At 39.3% G+C, this 22535-nt stretch carries 18 protein-coding genes; 8 read left to right on the top strand and 10 right to left on the bottom strand.

What is annotated here, in order from left to right; genetic code table 11:
* Window positions 1–57: 57 nt before the first annotated feature.
* Entirely contained in the window at window positions 58–1740 is a 1683-nt protein-coding gene (locus tag FFU37_RS02300; protein WP_138488614.1) for an amidohydrolase, read from the top strand.
* A 55-nt stretch (window positions 1741–1795) separates the two neighbouring features.
* On the opposite strand, the gene FFU37_RS02295 is transcribed toward FFU37_RS02300, so the two are convergent.
* The gene (locus tag FFU37_RS02295; RefSeq protein ID WP_039485043.1) at window positions 1796–2635 is read right to left on the bottom strand and encodes an HDOD domain-containing protein; all 840 of its coding nucleotides are present in this window, start codon (window positions 2633–2635) and stop codon (window positions 1796–1798) included.
* Between the two features lie 296 nt (window positions 2636–2931).
* Between FFU37_RS02295 and FFU37_RS02290 the strand changes: the two genes are divergently transcribed.
* Window positions 2932–4632 (top strand): DUF8614 domain-containing protein, encoded by a 1701-nt coding sequence (locus FFU37_RS02290; protein ID WP_039485046.1) that lies wholly within the window; start codon window positions 2932–2934, stop codon window positions 4630–4632.
* Window positions 4633–4673: 41 nt separating this feature from the next.
* Here FFU37_RS02290 and FFU37_RS02285 read toward each other — a convergent pair whose 3' ends face one another.
* The gene (locus FFU37_RS02285) at window positions 4674–5078 is read right to left on the bottom strand and encodes an HIT domain-containing protein (RefSeq protein WP_024597591.1); all 405 of its coding nucleotides are present in this window, start codon (window positions 5076–5078) and stop codon (window positions 4674–4676) included.
* A gap of 111 nt (window positions 5079–5189) precedes the next feature.
* Here FFU37_RS02285 and FFU37_RS02280 point away from each other — a divergent pair, with 111 nt between their 5' ends.
* Window positions 5190–7415 (top strand): S9 family peptidase, encoded by a 2226-nt coding sequence (locus FFU37_RS02280; RefSeq protein WP_138488613.1) that lies wholly within the window; start codon window positions 5190–5192, stop codon window positions 7413–7415.
* A gap of 142 nt (window positions 7416–7557) precedes the next feature.
* On the top strand, window positions 7558–9195 hold the full coding sequence (locus FFU37_RS02275) for a methyl-accepting chemotaxis protein (RefSeq protein ID WP_138488612.1): 1638 nt from the start codon (window positions 7558–7560) through the stop codon (window positions 9193–9195).
* 71 nt (window positions 9196–9266) lie between these two features.
* Here the strand turns inward: FFU37_RS02275 and FFU37_RS02270 are convergent, their stop codons facing one another.
* On the bottom strand, window positions 9267–10787 hold the full coding sequence (locus FFU37_RS02270) for a M17 family metallopeptidase (RefSeq protein WP_138488611.1): 1521 nt from the start codon (window positions 10785–10787) through the stop codon (window positions 9267–9269).
* A gap of 129 nt (window positions 10788–10916) precedes the next feature.
* Complete coding sequence (dinB, locus tag FFU37_RS02265) at window positions 10917–11969, bottom strand: DNA polymerase IV (protein WP_039485058.1); 1053 nt, start codon at window positions 11967–11969, stop codon at window positions 10917–10919.
* Window positions 11970–12698: 729 nt separating this feature from the next.
* Here dinB and FFU37_RS02260 point away from each other — a divergent pair.
* From FFU37_RS02260 to FFU37_RS02250, 3 genes are all read left to right on the top strand, one after another.
* Entirely contained in the window at window positions 12699–13127 is a 429-nt protein-coding gene (locus FFU37_RS02260; protein WP_002958095.1) for an acyl-CoA thioesterase, read from the top strand.
* Window positions 13128–13145: 18 nt separating this feature from the next.
* Window positions 13146–14198: an aldo/keto reductase gene (locus FFU37_RS02255; RefSeq protein WP_138488610.1), complete on the top strand. Its 1053-nt coding sequence runs from the start codon at window positions 13146–13148 to the stop codon at window positions 14196–14198.
* Window positions 14199–14314: 116 nt separating this feature from the next.
* The gene (locus FFU37_RS02250) at window positions 14315–15238 is read left to right on the top strand and encodes an ABC transporter substrate-binding protein (RefSeq protein WP_138488609.1); all 924 of its coding nucleotides are present in this window, start codon (window positions 14315–14317) and stop codon (window positions 15236–15238) included.
* Here the strand turns inward: FFU37_RS02250 and FFU37_RS02245 are convergent.
* From FFU37_RS02245 to FFU37_RS02220, 6 genes are all read right to left on the bottom strand, one after another.
* Window positions 15189–15809 (bottom strand): fumarylacetoacetate hydrolase family protein, encoded by a 621-nt coding sequence (locus FFU37_RS02245; protein ID WP_007581529.1) that lies wholly within the window; start codon window positions 15807–15809, stop codon window positions 15189–15191. The two genes, FFU37_RS02250 and FFU37_RS02245, sit on opposite strands and share 50 nt — an antisense overlap.
* Window positions 15810–16093: 284 nt before the next feature.
* A complete protein-coding gene (locus tag FFU37_RS02240; RefSeq protein WP_039485072.1) occupies window positions 16094–18061 on the bottom strand; it encodes a hybrid sensor histidine kinase/response regulator in 1968 nt (655 codons plus the stop codon).
* A 10-nt stretch (window positions 18062–18071) separates the two neighbouring features.
* Window positions 18072–18533 (bottom strand): response regulator, encoded by a 462-nt coding sequence (locus tag FFU37_RS02235; protein WP_039485075.1) that lies wholly within the window; start codon window positions 18531–18533, stop codon window positions 18072–18074.
* Window positions 18534–20018 carry a sensor histidine kinase gene (locus FFU37_RS02230; protein ID WP_138488608.1) on the bottom strand — a complete coding sequence of 495 codons (1485 nt, stop codon included), beginning with the start codon at window positions 20016–20018 and terminating at the stop codon, window positions 18534–18536.
* A gap of 38 nt (window positions 20019–20056) precedes the next feature.
* Window positions 20057–20266 (bottom strand): histidine kinase, encoded by a 210-nt coding sequence (locus FFU37_RS02225; RefSeq protein WP_039485081.1) that lies wholly within the window; start codon window positions 20264–20266, stop codon window positions 20057–20059.
* Between the two features lie 14 nt (window positions 20267–20280).
* On the bottom strand, window positions 20281–21621 hold the full coding sequence (locus tag FFU37_RS02220; protein ID WP_138488607.1) for a sigma-54-dependent transcriptional regulator: 1341 nt from the start codon (window positions 21619–21621) through the stop codon (window positions 20281–20283).
* Window positions 21622–21855: 234 nt separating this feature from the next.
* On the opposite strand from FFU37_RS02220, the gene FFU37_RS02215 reads away from it, so the two are divergent.
* Window positions 21856–22371 carry an NUDIX hydrolase gene (locus FFU37_RS02215; RefSeq protein ID WP_138488606.1) on the top strand — a complete coding sequence of 172 codons (516 nt, stop codon included), beginning with the start codon at window positions 21856–21858 and terminating at the stop codon, window positions 22369–22371.
* The last annotated feature ends 164 nt before the right edge of the window (window positions 22372–22535 follow it).

Below are 22535 nucleotides of genomic sequence, written 5' to 3'. Positions count from 1 at the left end.
GTATTATAAAGTTGGGTTTGCTAGTGTTAACGCACTAACAATAAAAAATAATGCCTTATGCCGCTCAAAAAAATAATCAAACCACTCATACTAGCCAGCCTTTGCGCTAGTTCTAGTTACACTTTTGCACAAACAAAAGTAATTTATAACGCCAATGGTTATACCCCTTTATATCAAGGTGAAGTACAGCAATTTACTACCCTCGTTATTAAAAATGGCAAGGTAGTAAAACTAGGTAGCGATACACTTAAAGATAGCTACCCAGATGCCAAGCTAATTGACGCGCACGGTAATACCTTATTACCAGGCTTAATTGATGCTCATGGGCACGTTATTGGCCTTGGCGATAATTTATCGCAACTTGATGTACGCGGTGCAAAATCGGTTGATGAAGTAACGAATAAACTAAAAGTATTTGCCGATAACAAACAAGGTTGGATTATAGGACGAGGCTGGAACCAAGAGCTTTGGGCTGATACACGCTTTCCTACGGCTAAAGATTTAGACAAAGTAGTTAACGATCGACCTGTGGTGCTTTCTCGAGTTGATAGCCACGCCATTTGGGTTAATTCAAAAGCGCTCGAACTTGCTGGGATTAACGCCCAAACAAAAGCACCTGAAGGCGGTGAGATAATTAAAGACGAATTTGGCAATCCTACGGGTATATTTGTAGACAAAGCAGAATCGCTAATTACCCAACATATGCCAGCCCCTTCAAAACAAGATATAAGTGACTCACTAGATGCAGCAGGTAAACATTTATTAAGTTTAGGCATTACCTCTACTCACGATGCAGGCATTGATAAAACAACGTGGGAGGTTTACAAAGAGCGCGGCGACCTTGGTAATTTACCACTACGTATTGTGGCAATGTTAAGTGGTGCAAGCCCTGATTTAGACACAATGTTAAAGGCAGGCCGGTACCACGACAAAAATGACTTTATGGAAATTCGCAGTGTTAAAGTTTATGCCGATGGCGCATTGGGCTCTCGTGGTGCAGCACTTATTGAAGAATATGCAGACAGACCTGGTCACCATGGTTTAATGCTTGAAACACAAGAGAAACTCGAAGCGCTCTTTACACAAAGTTTTAAAAGCGGCTTTAGCGCAAATACTCACGCCATTGGCGACAAAGCAAATAAAGTAGTACTTGATGCCTATCAAAATGTGTTTAAAAAAACGGGCGGTATATTACTGCGCAACCGAATAGAGCACGCCCAAATTGTAACCCCTGATGATATCCCTCGCTTTAAAGCGTTAAAAATAATCCCTTCAATGCAGCCGGTGCATGCCACTTCAGATATGCATATGGCAGAGCAGCGTTTAACTGAAAAACAACTAAGCGGCGCCTACGCGTGGCAAACATTTTTACAGCAAGGTTCGGTGGTTGCGGCAGGGTCTGATTACCCTGTAGAGCTTGCAAATCCATTTGATGGTTTGTATTCAGCCATTACACGCATGGATCATAACAAACTACCGGAAAACGGCTGGCGCGCAAGTGAAGTACTAAGCCGCGAAGATGCATTACGTGCATTTACTCTTGGTGGCGCCTATGCAGCTCATCAAGAATTTAAGGTGGGTAGTTTAGAAAAAGGTAAATGGGCCGACTTTATTTTAATTGATAAAGACTACTTTAAAGTGCCTGTTGACGAGATATACAAAACAAACGTACTGCAAACATGGGTAGCAGGAATAAAGCGATACGAAAAAACTAAGACAGAAAATACCACCGAAAAATAAAACTAAAAAAGGGTTAACGCAAGTTAACCCTTTTTGTTTGTGTAATAAAACATGTTTAGCTAAACATGTTTTTCACATCTTTTAGCATGTCGTTGTACTCATCACTTGTGAATAGCTGCATAGACGGTATAACGCCTTTGTCTATATACGTTTGCAGCGCTGCAGACTTATCAGAAACCTGTAATGTGCCCTCTAAAATAGCCCCTACTCGAATAAAATCCACGTAACTTACTTTTTCAGGTTTGTAACTTGGGTCAGCCCAGCTCTGAGCTACATCAACAAACTCTTTAGGGAATTCCCACGCTTGCATAATAGATGAGCCAACCTTTCCGCTAAGCTTTTGAATTGCATGAGCCAAAAAGCTTGGATTAGCAAATACCTCTGGGTGGCGCTCAGCTTCAGTTAAAATTGGTAATACACCAATATTATAAACAAGTGCGGCGAGTGTAATAGAATCGCGGTTAAGTGACGTGTGCTTACTATTTTTTAAATAAAATTCCATGAGTGATATTGAATGGCTAGCAACAGTTAATGTTTTTTGCCATGCCTTACCCATGTAGCCTTTAATTAGCTCATTATTTGATACAAATAATTGTTCCATAGCCATAGCTGTAGCAATGTTTTTAATTTGACGTAATCCAATACGAGTCACTGCTTGTTGTAAATTAGATACTTTTACAGAACGTCCCATAATCGCACTATTAGCTACTTTTATCATACGAGCTGAAAGCGCTGGATCTTGTGAGATTACATCTGACATTTGGATTAAATTCACATCTGGGTTATCTGCAGCTTGGCGAACCTTAATCGCTACTTCAGGTAGCGTTGGTAAAACCAACGTATCGTTATTTATTCTATCGACTAGAATCGTTAATAAAGCGTTTTCTGTAGACATAAAGCTGCCATCCTTTTGTGTTCAGCCTGTAAAGTAACTGCAAACTCAGGCAGTTAATTTTCGTATTAGTAATATAATTAGTATTGTCTAACTTACCGATAAAGTTAAGAAAATTATAGAAGTTTATTTTTATTTATAATGCTTTACCGCTCATGCTTGCCTTACAACGCCAAATACTTGCTATTTACCATTTAGTTTTGCTTTAATGCACTCACAATAAGGAAGCGTTTGTACATACTTAATATTTTAACTAAAGCAGTACAAATTATTAAACTTACTTTTTAACAGGCAATATAATGATCTTAAATAAAATTAGCCAAGCAATTATGCTCTCTGGTGTTGTTTTTCTTAGCGCATGTTCTGAACAAGCGCCGTCTTCTACCGACAACACAGCCGTAGAGCTTGCTCAAAAAAGCAGTGCACAGTCAGGCCCTAAGCTTATTAATGCAGATAAACAACGTTTAGATATTTACACCGACTTTAGCTTACAAAGTGATTTATCGCACTTAAGCGATAATCAACGAGCAATGGTTGCAAAGCTTATTGACGCTTCAAAAATAATGGATGAGTTATTTTGGAAGCAAGCATTTGGTGAAAATAAAGATGCTTTTTTAGCAAAACTAAACGATGAAAAAGTACGTAAATTTGCTGATATTAACTATGGCCCATGGGATCGTTTAAATGGTGATGAAGCATTTTTATCCAGCTATAAAGAAAAACCTCTTGGCGCACAGTTTTACCCTGCTGATATAACCAAAGAAGAGTTAAACAATGCAGACGTTGAAGATAAAACAGGGCTTTATTCTGTAATTAAGCGTGATGAGCAAGGCAAGCTTTACAGCGTGCCATATTCAAAAGAATACGCTGATGAGCTTGCAAAAGCCGCTGATATTTTACGTGAAGCAAGCAAACTTGCTGACGATAAAGAATTTGCTAACTATCTAAACTTGCGTGCCGATGCTCTACAAAAAGATGACTTCCAAGTATCTGACTTTGCTTGGATGGATATGAAAAATAACCCAGTAGATGTGGTTATTGGTCCAATTGAAACTTATGAAGATCAATTATTTGGTTACCGCGCAGCTTATGAATCTTACGTACTTATTAAAGATTTAAAATGGAGCGAACGCTTAGCTAAATTTGCAGCATTTTTACCTGAGCTTCAAAAAGGCTTACCTGTAGATGCTAAGTACAAACAAGAAGTACCAGGCTCTGACGCCGATCTAAATGCATATGATGTTGTTTACTACGCTGGACATTCAAACGCGGGTAGTAAAACAATTGCAATTAACTTACCAAACGATGAGCAAGTACAGCTAGAAAAAGGAACTCGTCGTCTGCAACTTAAAAACGCAATGCGTGCTAAATTTGATAAAATTTTAGTGCCAATTTCAGAGCAGTTAATTGTACCAGAGCAGCGTAAACACATTACTTTTGACGCATTTTTTGCCAATACGATGTTCCATGAAGTGGCTCACGGTTTAGGTATTAAAAATACAATCACAGGTAAAGGTACTGTTCGTCAATCACTACAAGAACACGCAAGTGCCCTTGAAGAAGGTAAAGCCGATATTTTAGGGCTATACATGATTGAACAGTTACTTAAAAAAGGCGAAATTACAGAAGGCACTATTGAAGATTATTACACCACCTTCATGGCGGGTATATTCCGCTCAGTTCGTTTTGGAGCATCAAGTGCGCATGGTAAAGCAAATATGATCCGCTTTAACTTTTTTGCTCAAGAAGGTGCTTTTTCTAAAAATGAAGAAGGCTTATACCGCGTTAATATGGAAAAAATGAGCATTGCAATGGCCAAGCTTTCTCGCTTAATTTTAACCTTACAAGGTGATGGCGATTATGAAAAAGTAGATCAACTAATTGCAACGCATGGCGACATTAAAGAAGAACTTGCTAAAGACTTAGAAAAACTAAGTAAAGCTAATATCCCTGTAGATGTAACATTTAAGCAAGGTAAGGAAGTACTAGGGCTTAAATAAGTTTAGTTAAACTTAGTTAAACCCTAAAAAAGCGTTGCAGCTTAAAACTGCAGCGCTTTTTTTAGCTCTGTGATTTGTAGATCTGTATAAGGCACTGCTGGGTGTTTACCCCATATTGGCGCAGGCCATGCAGCATCACTCGTAAAACGCGCAATATGATGAATATGCAATTGCGGCACCATATTACCTAAAGCCGCTATGTTTAATTTATCAGGTTTAAATACATCCATTAATAATTTACTTAGCTTGGCTGACTCTTTTAAATAAACAATTTGATCATCCTCAGATAAATCAATTATCTCTTTTAAGTTAGCCTGCCTAGGCACTAATACAAACCACGGATACAAGCTGTCGTTCAATAAAAGTACTTTACACAACGGCCAATCGGCAAGTTCTATACAGTCGCGTTTAAGTTCTGGCGCTAGTTTAAATTCAGGGTGAGTCATTGCTATGTCCTACTTTGTCTTTGATAATCGCCACTTTATAGCATTTAGTTGCAGTTGCACACGCTTGGCTTTACCATCAAAGCAATATTTATAATAAGCTAAGGCAACCTTGTGCTAAAAAAAATAAAACACCTCTCACTAGCTATACCGTTAATGGTTGGCGCTATTAGTGTTCAAGCAAAACCTTTATCGCTGGAGCGAATTTTTGACGATCCGAGCCTTTCTGGTAAATCACCTGTACAACTTAAATTTTCGCCTGACGGCAGCCGTGTAACTTACCTACAAGGCAAAAGCGATGACTACAACCGCTACGATTTATGGGAATACAATCTAAAAGATAACACCAACCGTGTGCTAGTTGATTCAGCAAAGTTATTTTCAGGCCCAGAAAACTTATCAGATGAAGAAAAAGCACGCCGCGAACGCCAACGTATTTTTGGTAAAGGCATACTTGAATACAAATGGTCTAAAGATGGCAAAGCACTTTTATTCCCACTCAATGGTGACCTTTATTATTACGATTTAGCCTCAGCTAAAAGTAAAAAACTAACCGACACTGAAGCATTTGAAACCGATGCACGCTTTTCACCTAAAGGTAACTACGTATCGTTTATTCGAGAGCAAAACCTTTATGCTTTAGAGCTTGAATCAGGTAAAGAGATTCAGCTTAGTAAAGATGGCGGCGGCGTAATTAAAAACGGCATGGCCGAATTTGTTGCTCAAGAAGAAATGAGCCGTATGACAGGTTACTGGTGGTCAGGTGATGAAACTAAAATTGCCTATACCCGCGTTGACGAAACCCCTGTAAAAGAAGCTATCCGTAACGAAATTTACGCTGACGAAGTTAAATTATTTAACCAGCGCTACCCGTTTACAGGTACCGATAACGTTAAAATTCAACTTGGTGTGGTTAAGCTAAACGACCAAAAAGTAGATTGGATTGATTTAGGTAAAGATGAAGACATTTACATTGCACGCGCAAAATGGCTAAAAGACGGCAATACACTGTCGTACCAATGGCAAAATCGCTCGCAACATAAATTAGAACTGCGTTTTTATAACAGCGAAACTAAAGCCCAAAAAGTAGCACTGACCGAAAACAGCGAAACGTGGATAAACCTACATTTTGATCTTGAGTTTTTAAAAGACAAAAAACACTTTGTATGGGCATCTGAGCGCGACGGCTTTAAACATTTATATCTGTATCGTACAAACGGTCAACTTGTTCGCCAAATTACCTCTGGTGACTGGGCTGTTGATAGCTTAAAAGGTATTGATGAGAAAAAAGGCATTGTTTACTTTGCCGGTCGAAAAGATACACCGCTTGAAAGCCATTTATACAGCGCGCCTTTATTTAAAAAAGGCGATGCCAAACGTATTACCGAAAAAGGTCAGTACCACAATGTTGTGCTAGCAAAAGACAACAAAACCTTTATCGATAATAGCTCGTCTGATAATAAACCAAACTCAGCAGCGCTTCGTAAAGTAAACGGCGAATTCATTACCTGGCTTGAAGAAAATAGGCTTGATAGTAACCATCCGCTTACCCCTTATTTAAGCGACTTAGCAAAACCAGAATACGGCACAATTAAAGCCGATGATGGTCAAGTTATGCATTACCGTTTATTTAAGCCTAGCAACATTGCTGATGGCAAAAAGCACCCTGTTATTGTTAACGTATACGGCGGCCCGCATGCTCAGCGAGTAACGAATAGCTGGCGCAGTAAAAACTTGTACTTTCAGTACATGGCGCAACAAGGTTATGTAATTTTTCAACTGGATAACCGTGGTTCGTACAACCGTGGTAAAAAGTTTGAAGATGCTATTTATAAACATTTAGGTGTGGTTGAAGTTGCCGATCAAATTAAAGGCGTAGAGTTTTTACGTACACTTGATTACGTTGACCCACAACGCATCGGTGTTTATGGCCACAGCTACGGCGGCTACATGGCGCTTATGACAATGTTTAAAGCGGGCGATTACTTTCAAGCCGGCGTATCGGGTGCTCCTGTAACCGATTGGGCTCTATACGATACGCATTACACAGAGCGTTATTTAGGTCACCCCGATACAAATGCTAAAGGCTATGAAGACAGCGCAGTATTTCCATATGCTGATGGCTTAAAAGGCCCATTAATGATTTATCATGGAATGGCTGATGACAACGTATTGTTTACGCATTCAACTAAATTGTTTAAACAACTGCAAGATAACGAAAAACAGTTTGAAATGATGACCTACCCAGGATCTAAGCACAGTCTACGTGGTAAACAAGTGCAAACACACTTACATCAAACAATTACAAACTTCTTTAATCGCCATTTTGACGTTAAATAAGCAAGTAAAGTAATAACAGACTAAAGGCTGATTGATAAATCAGCCTTTTTTTTGCATTAATAGGCGTTAAGCCTAGATTAAACTCTTTTTTTAGCTACGCTTATTCTATGCGCTAAAGCGCACACTTTTTGAGGATAAATGTATGCCTAATCTACGAAGTTTTAGTATATCCCAGCGTTTTTCACTGTTAATAGCCATCGTTGTATTTGGACTAATAATACTTAGTATATCGAGCCTAACTCATCAATATAGTTCGCTAAAAGACGAGCAATACATAAAAACACAAAATGTAGTAGAAACTGCGTACAGTATAATCGAGCACTATTATGCGCTTGAACAAGATAACACTCTCACTCAACAACAAGCTCAATCACAAGCACTTAATGCAATAAGAGCACTACGCTACGACAAAACCAATTACTTTTGGATTAACGATTATCAGCCAACAATGGTTATGCACCCTATAAAACCTGCGCTTGATGGTAAAGATTTAACCAATAACAAAGACCCTGACGGCAAATCATTGTTTGTTGATATGGTAAATATAGTGAAAAAAGATGGCGAGGGCTTTATCCCTTATAAATGGCCAAAACCAGGTAAAGATAAACCGGTTGAAAAAATCGCATTTGTTAAAGGTTTTAATCAATGGCAGTGGATTATTGGCTCGGGTGTTTACCTTGATTCAATTGACGAAGCATTTAGTGAGCAACGTAATCTTATAGTCGTCAGTGCAATAATTATGATTATTGCTGTTATTTTACTTAGTTACTTTATAGGTAAGAGTATTATAATACCGACTCGCTTAGCGGCCGATATGATGAAAGATATTTCACAAGGCGAAGGCGATTTAACTCGTAAATTAAATGAATCCGGTAATGATGAAATATCTGAACTATCACGCTCATTTAATTTATTTGCTCTAAAAATGCGAGAGTCACTTGTTCATGTAGCACAAAGTGCAAACGATGTAAGCGAACATGCGCATACAGTTGACGATTCAAGTAGAACAAGCCACTCATTTATTGAGCTTCAAAACGATAGTTCAACCCAAGTTGCAGCTGCCATGGAGCAAATGACTCACCAAATACACGATGTGAGCCGTAACGCTGAAGCCGCAGAGCAAGCAGCTAAGGATGCAGCACAAAATGCATCAACGGGTAAAAATGTGGTTGCGCAAACAATTACAGCAATAGAAACACTCTCAAGCAACATTGAAACAGTCAGCCGTGTAACAGAAGATTTAGCCAACGAAAGCCATAATATAGGCTCTGTGCTTGACGTAATAAGAAGCATATCAGAACAAACAAACTTACTTGCATTAAACGCTGCAATTGAGGCTGCTCGCGCAGGAGAGCATGGTCGGGGATTTGCTGTTGTTGCAGATGAAGTAAGAACACTGGCCAGTCGTACAGGACAAAGTACTGACGAAATTCAAACCATGATCACTAAACTACAAGAAGGTGCAAAAGCAGCAGTAGAAGCAGTTAAATCAAGCCAAGCACTTTCAGTTTCTACCGTGGAGCAGGCGTCATCAGCCAATACTTCACTTAATGAAATAGAACGACTTGTTTCAATTATTACCGAAATGAACAGCCAAATAGCACGTGCCACAGAGCAACAAACGCAAGCTGCCGACGAGGTTAATTTGCGTATTAATGAGCTATCTCAATCAACTGAGCAATCATTAAATAATACTAAGCAGCTTACCGATGCCAGTGATAACCTTAAACAAAGTAGCGAAGGTCTTTCGAGCGTAGTTAATCGTTTTAAATTAGATTAATCGATAGCGTTCTCATAAAATGCAAAAGCCCTGAATTAACAGGGCTTTTTTATTACATGTAAGTTTTTAGCTTACAAACAATAACGTGCAAACAAGCTCGTTACTGATGCAGCTGTTGGCTTACCATGCTGCCAATCACCGTCTTCAACACCGCTACCTGCAATATCCATATGCACATAAGGTAAAGGCTGTGCAGAGTCGTTACCGTGCTTATCAAGCCCACCAACAATAGCCATAAACGCCATAGGGAACTGATGTCCACGAGCAGTAACGGCAGATGCTGCGTTATTGCTAGATAAGACATCGTCAGCTAGCGTACGTGGTTTAATAAAGTCGTAGTCTTCACGTCGTGAACGCGATACTTCAGCGCCATCGGCCCACAAATCTCCAAGGTCAGCTATTTGACGTGAGACACCAGCACTACGAGCTGGACCATTTTCAACATACGCACCGTAAGGACCCATTGCACGTGCCGCATGACCCGTTAATGTAGCTACAGTAAATAACGTTGGATTAATCTCACCTTTAGCTAAATCTTTCATTTCGCTAAGCAGGTCGCCCATTGCTAAACGCCCTTCTGCATCGGTATTACCAATACGTACACGAACACCTTCACGGCTAGTAATAATTTCATCTGGCACAAAACAATCTGAGCCAATAGAGTTGCGAACAACAGCTAAGTACGATACCACTTTAACGCCTTTAGGCTGATAATCAGCAACGGCTTTCATAAAGCCCGCAACAGAAGCTGCGCCGCCTTTATCACGGCTCATGCCTGCCATATGGCCGCCTACTTTTAAATCTGCACCGCCTGTATCGTATACAAGGCCCTTACCTACAAACATAAGTGTGCGAGTAATTTCGCCCTCTGGTACATATTCAAGCTTGACAACACGTGGGTGATGGCGCTCAACTGCATACGATGCGCGAGCAACTGTACTTAGCATTGGGTAGTTTTTATCAATAGCTGCAATATCATCAATTACGTCAACTGCAATGTTTGAGCCTTTAAACAATTCAACGCAGTAATCAGCAAAACGTGGGGGAGCCATACGCTCAGGTTCAGTGCCACACAGGTCACGCGCTGCATATTGGCCAGCTGCAATTGCATTAACAGCTTTAATAGTTTGCTCGCTTGCGCCAACTAAACCAATCTGTGTAATTGGTTCAATGCTTTCACCGTGATATTCACGCGCTTCTAATGGCTGCCATAAGGCTTGGCAAGCGCCTAAATAAGCAACTTCTAAAGCATGCTGATAACGGCTATCGCCATTTAAATTTGGTAAAAATAATGCAGGGTTAACACAGCCCGACGCTTTTGCTTCGTTAATTGCTAATTTAGCAGCATCAAAATAACGACGCACGTCGTCGTAATCTCTATTTAACGGACCGGTTGGCGCAAGTACAACGCGCTTGTTTTCAATTACTAATAAAGTAACTTGCTTACCGATGCGAGAATCTACGTTTGCTTGAGCTAAAATAGCATCACGTAATGAGTTATTTGGTAACTGAGAAAAGTCATTACTAATAATAATAAGCGCATCATGAGATGTGCATTCAAGGCTTGCACTAACCGCTTGAGGGTATGCCATAAATAAGGTCCTGTTAGAAAACATAAGCCCCTATTATCGTCGATTTAAATATTGAAGACCAGCAAGGAGCGATGAGCTAATCACATAACCTGTCAATAAATGGCAACTTGGAGTTACAGGCTTTACAGCTTAATCGAGAATACTAAGTTGGAAGTTTTGTTCTGGCTCGTTTTTAATCCCAACGCCTATGCCAAGTAATCTTACAGGCTGTTGTAGCCCTCGCTGGTAGGCCTTAGTAAGTAGTTGAACAAATATTTCTGTATTTAGCTCGTGATATACCTGATCGGCTGAGGTCACTACAAAATTTGCAAACTTCACCTTAACACTCAATTTATTAATACGATTTTGTAACTGCTGTTTATTCAGCCTTAAAACTAATTCCTCTAACAACCTTGGCAGCTCATCTAAGCACTCTTGCAAACTTGTTTTGTTGTACTCGTAGGTATGTTCAACACTCAGCGATTTTCTTATGCGATCTGTGGATACTTTACCAACATACTCACCTGCACATTTTTGATATAGCGACACACCAAAATTCCCCACATGTTGCTGCATCCAGTTAACGCCTTTTTCACGTACATCCTTGCCGGTATATAAGCCTTTTAAATTTAGCTTTTCGAGCGTTACTTTGCCCACTCCTGGAATTTTCCCCAGCGGTAATTGCGCTAAGAAGTCATCAACCTCATCAGGCAAAACGACAAATTGACCATTCGGTTTGTTTTCGTCACTGGCTATTTTGGCAATAAATTTAATCGGTGCAATACCTGCTGATGCAGTGAGCCCTGTAGCATTGTAAATATCGGCTCTTATTTGCTGTGCAATAAGTGTGGCACTGCCTTTACATGCGGTGCTGTCTGTTACATCTAGATAGGCTTCGTCTAAAGAAAGGGGTTCAATTAAGTCTGTGTAGCGGCTAAATACTTCACGTATTTGGTTTGAAGCTTCTTTGTATACAGCCATGCGCCCTGGGACAATAACTAAATCGGGGCATAATTGTTTAGCATGATAGTTCGACATAGCCGATCGTACGCCATACTCTCTAGCTATATAGTTAGCGGTTGAGAGCACGCCTCGTCGGCTATTGCCTCCAATAGCAAGCGGTACACATGCAAGTTTTGGATTATCTCGCATTTCTACTGCTGCATAAAAGCAATCCATGTCTATGTGAATAAACTTCTTCATCACCACAATAATAACTGGTTATTTATACAGTTATTATTATTGAATCACATGCGATAAGCAAGCCTAGGGCCTGTTTATCTTTCGAGGTTAAATTTGCAGCAGTATGTTTGGTATTTAGGCAAGGCAGAGCCTATGTAGTGTGGTTATTCCCCATAAATAGGCGGTAACGTAGCACAAATGCCAAACATACGCTGCCCGAAGGGTTCTGCCTAGGGGCAATTTACTCTTTGTTGCTCGGTTTTTACTTATTCTTACAGGGATGTAAGTCAGTAGAATAACGCAGGAGCAGTTATCGAGCCCACTAGGTCACAAACCTCGCGCCGCGATTAAATAGCCCCTAGATTGAACAAATTTTAATCCTGAAAGGTCAACAGGCCCTAGTTAACGATTAAAAAAAGTGTTTATTGTCCTCCGATCTCTTATAACCACGTAGCCAATACATAACCTCAAATAAAAATCCTGCCAACATTAAAATGATAGCGCCAGATTCATTCCCCATCGCGTAACAGGTAAAAGAGGCTATAAAAACCAAACAAGCTAAGGACCAATTAATTATATTCTGCATATTATTACCTTTGTGTGTGTTTTTGTGTGTCTGTGTAATTTAACTGTAGACCTAAAATTAAACAGGTACAATCATCTTATAAAAAAAACATGCCATTAATTACCTTGAGCTCGTAACACCATGTTGATAATCTAAGTACTTTGAAAATCAAGGGCCAATAAATAATGCAAACGTTTAAAGATCAGCACCCTATTCATACCGATATCACCGTAGCATGGGCTGATATGGATGCGCTACAACACGTAAATAATGTAGTGTATTTACGTTACTTTGAAATAGCCCGAATCGACTTTTTAAATAAAATAAATCTGTTCGACACAATAAGCCCAAACGGTGTGGGCCCAGTAATAAGCGAAAATAACGTTCGCTATAAACGCCCAGTAACTTTTCCCGACACACTCACTGTAGGCGTTACAATTACAGATCTTAAAACAGATCGCTTTACCATGAACTACACCGTTTATAGCCATGCACAAAAAGCAATAACAACTACGGGTGCATCTAAAGTTGTAATGTTTGATTTTACTACAGGGCAAAAAGCCCCAATCTCCGAGCCTCTTTTATCGGCTTTAATCAGCCATGCTCAAAACTAATTTAGTTAAGGAATTTTTATGCAATACAACCCACTAGGTAGCAGTGGCGTAAACGTATCTCGAGTGTGCCTAGGGAGTATGACTTGGGGTAAACAAAATACTCAAAGCGACGCTGATGAACAAATAGCCTACGCGCTAGAGCAAGGCGTAAACTTTATTGATACAGCCGAAATGTATGCTGTACCTCCTTCGCCAGAGACCTATGGTAAAACCGAGGAAATTATTGGCAATTGGCTATCGCGTAATCAGCAAAAGCGCAGCGAAGTGGTACTAGCTACAAAAATTGCAGGCAATGGATTATCGTGGGTACGTGATGGCGGCAATATTACTCGCCAAACAGTAATAGAAGCCGTGGATGATTCACTTAAGCGACTTCAAACAGACTACATCGATTTATATCAACTACATTGGCCAAACCGCTCTACCCCTCACTTTGGCAGACAATGGCCCGGCACTCTTAAATTTACCGACGTAAATACACAAGAGCAACAAGCTAGTATGCTTGATATTCTAGAAGACCTTAATGAATGTGTCAAAGCAGGTAAAATTAAGCACTGCGGTTTATCTGACGATACGCCATGGGGTATAAGCCAGTTTTTAAGTTTGGCCAAAGAGCATAACTTACCGCGTATGGTATCTATTCAAAATGAGTTTAGCTTAGCGCACGCTAAAGACTGGCCGTATTTAATAGAACAATGTGTACACGAAGATATTGCCTACTTACCGTGGTCGCCTTTAGCGGCCGGTTTATTAACGGGTAAATACCTAAACGGTGCTCGCCCAGAAGGTTCTCGTTGGACCTTCATGCAGCGTAACGGTATTTTTAGAGATACACCCAATGCAGAGCAAGCCACTAAGCAGTATGTTGATCTGGCTCATGCAAACAATATTACTCCAGCACAACTAGCCTTAGCATGGTGTAACCAAGTAGATGGCGTAACTTCTTCAATTATTGGGGCAACATCTATAGCTCAATTAAAGGAAGATATAGACGCATTTAGCATAACGCTAAACGACGAAATTCTTAGTGAGATTAACACCATATTTAGAAACCATCCGATGCCTTATTAAGCATGTATGAGTTAAAAGCAGCCTTGAATGAGGTTGCTTTTTACTAAAATATTTGACCCTACTACAACCAACACTATACTTTTATTAAGTTTTCTTAATTCAACGAACACTTATCAATGCTGAAAAACGGATACTATGCATTTTGCTTATTAATTGTATTTAACGCGCACGCCGTTGAGCAAAAAGTACAGCCTCTAGAAGAAATTATTTGGCTGCAAAGTTACACGCCCCCTTTTCATATAACTAAAAGCGAAAGTGCACCACAAGGTGGAATTTGCGACAACCTAACCGAGCAACTCATCAGAACCATAACTGATGTAAAACATACCCGCTTAATTGTTCCTCAGCAGCGTATAAATAAATATTTAAATGAAGGAAAAAATGTATGTTTTCCGTGTGTTATTTATAAAAAAAATAATAACCAACAGCTTAACTACTCAAATCCAACAACGGTATATCCCCCATTTTCAATTATCACGACTAAAGAGCTAAAGCCGCAATTAGAAGAAAAGCACGGCTCGCCTATTCACCTTATTAATTTATTAACCGACCCGCAATATGTATACGGGCAAGCGGCTGCTCGTAAATTTACAACTAAAATTAATACAATTATTGAAAATACAAAACGAGATAAAGAGTCTTCGTTAAGTTGGAGTAGCGAAAATGAAAGTCAGGCTGTTATAGCACGCTTGAGTCACGGCTTTTTAGACTACTCAATTGATTACCCGTTTATGGCTGATTACTTTAATAAACAAGGGGAGTATACGAATATAGAAAGTGTGCCAATTGCAGAAAATGATATTCAATTTATAAGAGGAGCAATAGGTTGTGCGGCTAAAGCACCTAATAATTTTGCAGAGCAAGCCCTTAAAAAAATTAACCGCGCATTAAAAAATAGTGTACTTCAATCGCCTGAGTATCAACAAAGTCAGCATAATTGGCTTAAAACCACCTTTACTGACTTTGATAAACACTACCAACAGCAAGTCATTAATTTTTACTTACTTGCCACTGATGCTCAAGCAAACACTGATCATTAGCATAAAGCGCCACTGCAAAAATACTTTTAGCTGTTACCTCACCTACGCCCGACGGTGTACCTGTCATTATTACATCACCGTCTTCTAAGCTCATAAATTCACTAATTTCTTGTAAAATTGAGTCAGGGTTGTGCAGCATAAAATGAGTATCACCTCGCTGAATCACTTCATTATTAATTTTAAGTTCAAAGGTAAAGTGCTTCATTGCATCAGTTAGCGCTACAAAATCAGTTAAAATTACAGAGCCGTCGAACGCTTTAGCGCGCTCCCATGGAAGCCCTTTATTTTTTAATTTACTTTGCACAGTACGCTTAGTTAAATCAAGGCCGAGTCCAACACCTACAAATTTTTTATTTTTAACTACAAAACACAACTCGGTTTCATAATGCAGCGTATCGCCGTTGTGAGCTGCAAATAACGTATTAGTAATTGCGCTATTTGGCTTATTAAATAAGACCATTTGATCTGGCGTTTCGTTATTTAGCTCTGCAATGTGTGCGGTATAATTACGCCCAACACACACTACTTTTGATGGTGTTAATTCTTCAGATACTAACTTTATTGAATGCATATAAATAATGTCTCAGTTATTGGACCTGTTGACCTTTCAGGATTAAAATTTGTTCAATCTAGGGGCTATTTAATCGCGGCGCGAGATTTGTAACCTAGTGGGCTAAGTAAAAACCGAGCAACAAAGAGTAAATAGCCCCTGGGCAGAACCCTTCGGGCAGCGCATATTTGGCATTTGTGCTACGTTATCGCCTATTTATGGGGAATAACCACACTACATAGACTCTGCCTTGCCTAAATACCAAACAAACTGCTGTAAATTTAACCTCGAAAGATAAACAGGCCCTAGCTAATAAGCGTTTCAAGTAAGCTCAAATTAATAGGTTTAAGTAAAACTCGGTCAATATTTAAATCTTTTATTTCTCTTGGATCTGGCTCTGCGCCACTTACAATTACTAAACGTAATTCAGGATATCGTTCATTAATTTGCTGACCTAAGTCAACGCCACGACCATCAGGTAAATGCATATCTAACAATACCTTATTAAATTGCTGGTCGTGATTAAGTATTTGCAAACATTGTGCGCAGCTAGACGCAATGACGGTTTCAACGCCTAAACTTTCTAAAAGTAGTTGCGTAATTTGCGCTGCATCGTGATCGTCTTCCACAAGTAAAAAGCGCTGCTTTTTCTCGGTTAAGCCATTACTACAATTTATATCTTTAGCTTGCGGTGCATGCTCTGGCGCTACCAAGTAATCTTGCAAACATTGATATAAAGCCGCGCTATCAACAGGCTTTGGTATTACATCGTTAAAACCAAGTGCAGCAAGCTCCTCATGTATGCCTTTCATAGTAGCGGCAGTGAGCGCAATTATTGGGCCTTTGTAGCCCATTTTTCTAAGCTCTATGGTAGCTTCCTTGCCGCCCATTACAGGCATATGAATATCAATAAAAATAATATCGTAAGGCGCTTTATACGCATCTGCTATGCGTACTTTTTCAAGTGCTTGCTGGCCATGTTCGGCATAATCTACGCGCGCACCACAGGTACTGATCATATGACCAACTAGCATGCGTAAATCACGTAAATCATCAACCACTAATACTCGCCCATGCACTTTGCATGGAGCCGATTTACTTTGTAATTGTGGGGCACTACTAAAATTAAGTACTTGTCGTTCTACTTCGCTAATATCACCTGGATATACCGAAATCGTAAATGTAGAACCTTTGCCTATTTCAGAGTGCAAACTAATATCACCGTGCATACGCGCTAACAATTCAGCACATATTGCCAAACCTAAGCCCGCGCCACCTACAGAGCGTGATTCTACATCAGCTATCTGTTCAAATGGCTTAAATATAAGTTCTTGTTTTTCAGGGGCAATGCCCATACCTGAATCTTTAATGCTAAAAAATAGCATTTCGCGATCATCAACCCATTGCGTCCACGCATTAACAACAATTTCGCCTTTATCGGTAAATTTAACCGCATTGTTTATTAGATTTATTAAAATTTGACGAACTCTTGTTGCATCAAGTCGTGCAACCAAAGGTAATGGCTGATGAGATTCAAAGCGCAGCGTAAGACCTTTATCAAGCACCGATACGCGCATTAGCGTGTATACATCGGCAAGCATGCTATCAAGGTTAACTTCGCTTAGGGTAAGTTCCAGTTTATCGGCTGCTATTTTTGACAAATCGAGTACGTCGTTTAACAAGCTCAATAAGTGTTTACCATTTCGATAAATAACACCCAATTCATTTTCAGCTTGCTGACTAAAATCGCTCTGCATTAACAGTTCGGTGTAGCCTAAAATAGACGATAGAGGAGTACGTAACTCATGGCTCAAATGAGCTAAAAATCGATCTTTTGAACGGTTTTCGGCTTCAGCTTTTAAGCGCTCTACTCTCTCGCCTTCAACATCTTTACGTGCCAAAGCATAACGAATAGCACGTGCAAAGCGGCTCGAACTCATTTCTGTTTTAATTAAGTAATCTACTGCACCGGCATCAAGCGCCGCCGAGTCTAACTCGTCGTTTGACTGCCCGGTAAGCATAATAATGGGTCCGCTAAAGCCATTGGCAATTGCTTCTTTTAATACATCTAAACCATTCGATGCACCCAAGCGGTAATCAAGCAGGCAAATGTCGTGCTCATTTTTACTAAGCGTTGCAATTGCCTGCTCTGGAGAGCTTATCCATTGAATGTTAAACGTGTGTGAATCCAATTGGTCCAGATAGTCGCAGGTGAGTATGTAATCATCTTCATCGTCTTCTACAAGCAGCAACTGAGTCACTTTATCTAACATACAATCTCCATTAATCGTTAAATGTTGTCGGTAGCTCTACAAATTCTACCCAGTATTTTCCTAGCGTTTTCATCAAATCAACCAAACCATCAAACGTTACTGGTTTTGTAATGTAAGATGCAGCACCTAAGTTATACCCTTTAACCATGTCTTCTTCTTGTTTAGACGTAGTTAATATAACAACCGGAATTCCCTTTAAGTTAGGGTTTCCTTTTATAGCTTCAAGCGCTTCACGGCCATCCATTCTAGGCATATTTAAATCAAGTAATATAAGTCCAGGACGCGGCGAAACTGCTTTGTCTTCAAACTTACCTTTACGCTCTAAATACTCAAGCAACTCAACGCCATCTTCAACAAAATGAAGCTCGTTAAGTACACGACTTTCAGCAAGGGCATCTTGTGTTAACAAACGATCATCTTCATCGTCGTCTGCCATTAAAATAGTAATCGGTTTTACTTTTGAATAGGGCATTTAAGCCTCTCCTTGCAATGTGAAAAGCTCAGCTTCCACTGGTAATTTTATAATGAAGGTTGCACCTTCACCGTCTTTACTTTGGGCTGTAATTGTTCCGCCGTGGCGCTCCACAATACGCCTACATACAGAAAGGCCAATACCCGTGCCTTTATATTGTGAGCGTCCATGCAAGCGCTGAAACGGTACAAATATTTTATCGGCATAGTCTTGTGAAAAACCAATACCGTTATCTTCTATGGTAATAACTTGAAAACTTAAATGAGTATTATGATCAGAGCTGAAAATATCTTCATCTTGATAACTAATTTTTATGTGTGGGTTTACGTTGGGACGCCTAAATTTAACAGCGTTCGACAACAAATTTAAAAACAGCTGCTGCATTTGGCTTTTATCTGCCTGAATAACTGGCAAATCATCTACATCAATTTGTGCTTCAGACTCTTTTATCGCTATCTCTAAATCACTTAATATATCAGCTACAACTTCATTTAAATTCGTGTCATCAAAATCTTTACCACGCGTTGTAATTCGCGAAAACTCTAATAAGTCGTTTATTAAATTAGACATACGCTGCGCTGCATTTTTCATGCGCCCAATGTAATCCATCCCCTTTTCACCCAATTCATCTTTAAACATGGTTTCAAGACGGTCGCTAAAGGCTTGGATTTTTCTAAGAGGTTCTTGTAAATCATGGCTTGCTACAAAAGCAAACTCTTCAAGCTCTCGGTTACTACGGCTCAATTCATCTGAATATAATGTTAGCTCTTGTGTCCGCTCAGAAACCTTCATTGCTAATGTTTCGTTTTGTTTTTCAAGCTCAAAACGATATTGTGCTGCATTTCTTAAATTAAGGCGCGTCATAATAAACATACCAATAATCAGTAACGCACTCGTTATTGCTGTTATAGCGAATGTAATTTTAGCTTCATTTTTAATCTGTGCTAATTTAGAAAAATGGCTTACTTTAAAGAGTAATTCGCGGTCTTGAATTTCATTAACATACTCTCTAATTTGCTTATAAAGCTTTCTTCCTTTATGCGTATTTAATACATACAACGCACGTCTTTCTTTGTCATCTAGCGCAAGGTTTACAGTTTGTTTTAACTCTTTAATTTTACTATCTACAAGAACTAACAACTGGGCTATACGCTCAGCTTGACCGTCAATCTCAGAGTGAAGCGACTTGACATGACCTGTTTGCGCTTCAATTTGGCCTACAGCATCGTAGTACGGCGTTAAATAATCAGCCTCTTCTGTCAATAAATAACCACGCTGTCCTGACTCAGCCTGCACTATGGATAGATGCAGCTTCTCAATTGCAGTGGTTAGCATGCTAGTGTTGTCTAAACTTTTTTGGGTTTGTGTTAAGCCTTGAATCGTATTCAATGCTAAAAATGCGTTGCCCACAATAATACCTAGCACAACCACCATAAATGTTGCCCAAGTGATATTCGCCTTACCTTGCTGTTTTTTCTTGCTCATTTAGCTTCCCGAATTAAAGTTTATACAACACTTAATATTTATTGAGAGTCTGATATTTTTTGCAAACTTTCGCTGCACTGTTGGCAATTATTGATAATTTTATCAAGTGCATCTAACGCTTTTTCTTTTGGCATATCGTTTTCAAGTACCAATTTAATCAGCTCAGCATTCATCGAAATACGATTTAGCGGCCCTCTTGCATCGTGAACTAATTTATTGAGTTGCTCTGTTTGGTTATCGGATGTCATGCCCTTCCTCAAATCTATTTATATTCGCCAATACCGCCATATGCATTAAGGCGGTTATAAAGTGTTTTAGTACTAATACCCAGCATTTGTGCAGCAAGCGTTTTATTACCTTGCACCTTATCAAGCGTTGCATGAATAAGTTCTTTTTCAACTTCTTCAATTGTTTGCCCTGCTGATACAGGCTTTTCGGCAGCTTGATTATTAACGCGCGAAAAAGGTGACTCTAAGTTATCAGGTAAAATAATGTCGCTGGTTTGTGGGTCGCTCATAATAAATGCACGGTGTATAGCATGGCGGAGCTCTCGCACATTACCCGGCCATTCATAGCTTTGCAGCTCTTTGAGCTGTGCGGCAGTCCAACTAAAGGCAGTGCCGTTTTCGTCATTAAGTTGATCTAAAAAGGCTTTCGCTAATAAAGGTACATCTTCTTTTCTATCGCGAAGTGGCGGTATATCAATAGGAAAAACAGCCAACCTAAAGTAAATATCTTCACGAATAACATTATTTTGTGCTAAATCGGTAAGCGAGCGGTTAGTGGCTGAAATAACACGGCAATTGGTTGGTATTTCTCTGTTACCACCTACGCGTGTTACCTTTTTAGTTTCAAGCACTCGCAGTAAATTTGGCTGCATATCAATTGGCATTTCAGTTACTTCGTCTAAAAACAAAGTACCGTTATTTGATTGCTCAAATACACCTTCTTTACGTGCAATTGCGCCTGTAAATGCGCCTTTTTCGTGGCCAAATAACTCACTACCAATTAACTCTTTTGAAAGTGCGCCACAGTTGCTAGCAACTAATGGCCCTTCGCACTGGCTTGCGTTATGAATAGCTTGAGCCACTACTTCTTTACCTGCACCACTTTCACCCATAAGCATCACGTTAGCATTTGTTTTAGCTACGCGTTCAATCATGTTGTAAAGCTTTTGCATTGGCTCAGATTCACCAATTAAACCGCCAAAGTGGCGTACAATACCGCTCGACTTTGCTTTTTTAACTGCTTTTTTAGGGCCATTTAAAACGAGTTCTAAATCTTCACGTTGTAATGGTTTTAATAAATGCCCTACATTTGGCTCACACATATCAGCTAAAATACCTTTAACTGAAGGATGGCCCGAAATAAGTGTAATTTTTGGAGATTGCCCAATCGTTTTTAAGTGATCAAGTAAGTGCAAACCGCTACCATCAGGCAGCATAAAATCAAGCAGCACATGATCAAAGGTATTATTTTCAAACCATTGATGTGCTTCTTTTAAACTGGTAGCTGTGCTTATATTGTGGCCGAGGAATTCGACTATGTGGCAAACAACGTCACTAAATTCAACGTCATCATCTACTAAAAGTATGTCTAACATGATAAATCCCTATGCTTTTTTCTTATTCTACGCATCCTAGATATTAATTTAAAGGTGCGCCCAGAATCTAATTTTTAAAATAAACTTAAGCGATTAAATGCTATAAATGTTACCAACCTAATATTTACGTATGCTGAAAAAAATCGATCATAAATTATGATTAATAATTAAAATCGTTTCTATTTATAGAATGGTAGCAACTATTATTATTAAAAACCTAAAAAAGGAGACGAAATGCAGCAATTAAAAACCTTAATACATTCAGGTATTAATATTGACCAAGGCACCCAATTTACACGCTTAACAGCTCGCGCCATTGTAATTAAAAATAATAAAATACTTTTAATGTATACAAACCGTTATGAAGACTACAGCCTACCCGGCGGTGGAGTAGATGACGGCGAAAGTATTGAGCAAGGCTTAATTCGCGAACTAAGCGAGGAAACCGGTGCACAACAAATAAGTGTAGTTAAAGCTTTTGGACTCTATGAAGAGTATCGCCCTTGGTATAAAGACGATTTTGATATTATTCATATTAAATCGTATTGCTTTGTATGTAATATTGCCGACGAGTTTGGCAAAGCGCAGTTAGAGCATTACGAGCAGCAAAATGGCATGACAGCCAAATGGGTTGATATTAACGACGCAGTTGCACATAACGAGCGCACCATTGCTAACAGTGAAAAACAAGGGCTTTCTATTTTACGAGAAACTTACTTATTAAAGCGTATTGCAAAGGAGCTAATATAAAGCTCTGTGTTTGCCCCAGAGGGTGTTGTAAATTTTGCAACGCCCAGAATATTTTACTGCCTCGAGCACTTCAATTTTTATATTTAAAAAATACCCTCTTCAACAAAAATATAAATTTAACTAATAAAATCAGATGGATAAAAACAAAATCAACTTATGATAAA

The organism is Pseudoalteromonas distincta (genome assembly GCF_005877035.1).
In the GTDB taxonomy this organism is placed as follows: Bacteria; Pseudomonadota; Gammaproteobacteria; order Enterobacterales; family Alteromonadaceae; genus Pseudoalteromonas; species Pseudoalteromonas distincta.
This window is presented reverse-complemented; position numbering and strand designations above follow the sequence as displayed.

Excerpts from the sequence above, each read along its gene's own strand:
- FFU37_RS02255 (WP_138488610.1), top strand. The coding sequence starts at position 13,146 with ATGCAATACAACCCACTAGGTAGCAGTGGCGTAAACGTATCTCGAGTG.
- FFU37_RS02285 (WP_024597591.1), bottom strand. The coding sequence starts at position 5,078 with ATGACTCACCCTGAATTTAAACTAGCGCCAGAACTTAAACGCGACTGT.
- FFU37_RS02295 (WP_039485043.1), bottom strand. The coding sequence starts at position 2,635 with ATGTCTACAGAAAACGCTTTATTAACGATTCTAGTCGATAGAATAAAT.
- FFU37_RS02215 (WP_138488606.1), top strand. The coding sequence starts at position 21,856 with ATGCAGCAATTAAAAACCTTAATACATTCAGGTATTAATATTGACCAA.
- FFU37_RS02270 (WP_138488611.1), bottom strand. The coding sequence starts at position 10,787 with ATGGCATACCCTCAAGCGGTTAGTGCAAGCCTTGAATGCACATCTCAT.
- FFU37_RS02245 (WP_007581529.1), bottom strand. The coding sequence starts at position 15,809 with ATGCATTCAATAAAGTTAGTATCTGAAGAATTAACACCATCAAAAGTA.
- FFU37_RS02230 (WP_138488608.1), bottom strand. The coding sequence starts at position 20,018 with ATGAGCAAGAAAAAACAGCAAGGTAAGGCGAATATCACTTGGGCAACA.
- FFU37_RS02235 (WP_039485075.1), bottom strand. The coding sequence starts at position 18,533 with ATGCCCTATTCAAAAGTAAAACCGATTACTATTTTAATGGCAGACGAC.
- FFU37_RS02300 (WP_138488614.1), top strand. The coding sequence starts at position 58 with ATGCCGCTCAAAAAAATAATCAAACCACTCATACTAGCCAGCCTTTGC.
- FFU37_RS02220 (WP_138488607.1), bottom strand. The coding sequence starts at position 21,621 with ATGTTAGACATACTTTTAGTAGATGATGACGTTGAATTTAGTGACGTT.
- FFU37_RS02240 (WP_039485072.1), bottom strand. The coding sequence starts at position 18,061 with ATGTTAGATAAAGTGACTCAGTTGCTGCTTGTAGAAGACGATGAAGAT.
- FFU37_RS02260 (WP_002958095.1), top strand. The coding sequence starts at position 12,699 with ATGCAAACGTTTAAAGATCAGCACCCTATTCATACCGATATCACCGTA.
- FFU37_RS02275 (WP_138488612.1), top strand. The coding sequence starts at position 7,558 with ATGCCTAATCTACGAAGTTTTAGTATATCCCAGCGTTTTTCACTGTTA.
- FFU37_RS02225 (WP_039485081.1), bottom strand. The coding sequence starts at position 20,266 with ATGACATCCGATAACCAAACAGAGCAACTCAATAAATTAGTTCACGAT.
- FFU37_RS02290 (WP_039485046.1), top strand. The coding sequence starts at position 2,932 with ATGATCTTAAATAAAATTAGCCAAGCAATTATGCTCTCTGGTGTTGTT.
- dinB (WP_039485058.1), bottom strand. The coding sequence starts at position 11,969 with ATGAAGAAGTTTATTCACATAGACATGGATTGCTTTTATGCAGCAGTA.
- FFU37_RS02250 (WP_138488609.1), top strand. The coding sequence starts at position 14,315 with ATGCTGAAAAACGGATACTATGCATTTTGCTTATTAATTGTATTTAAC.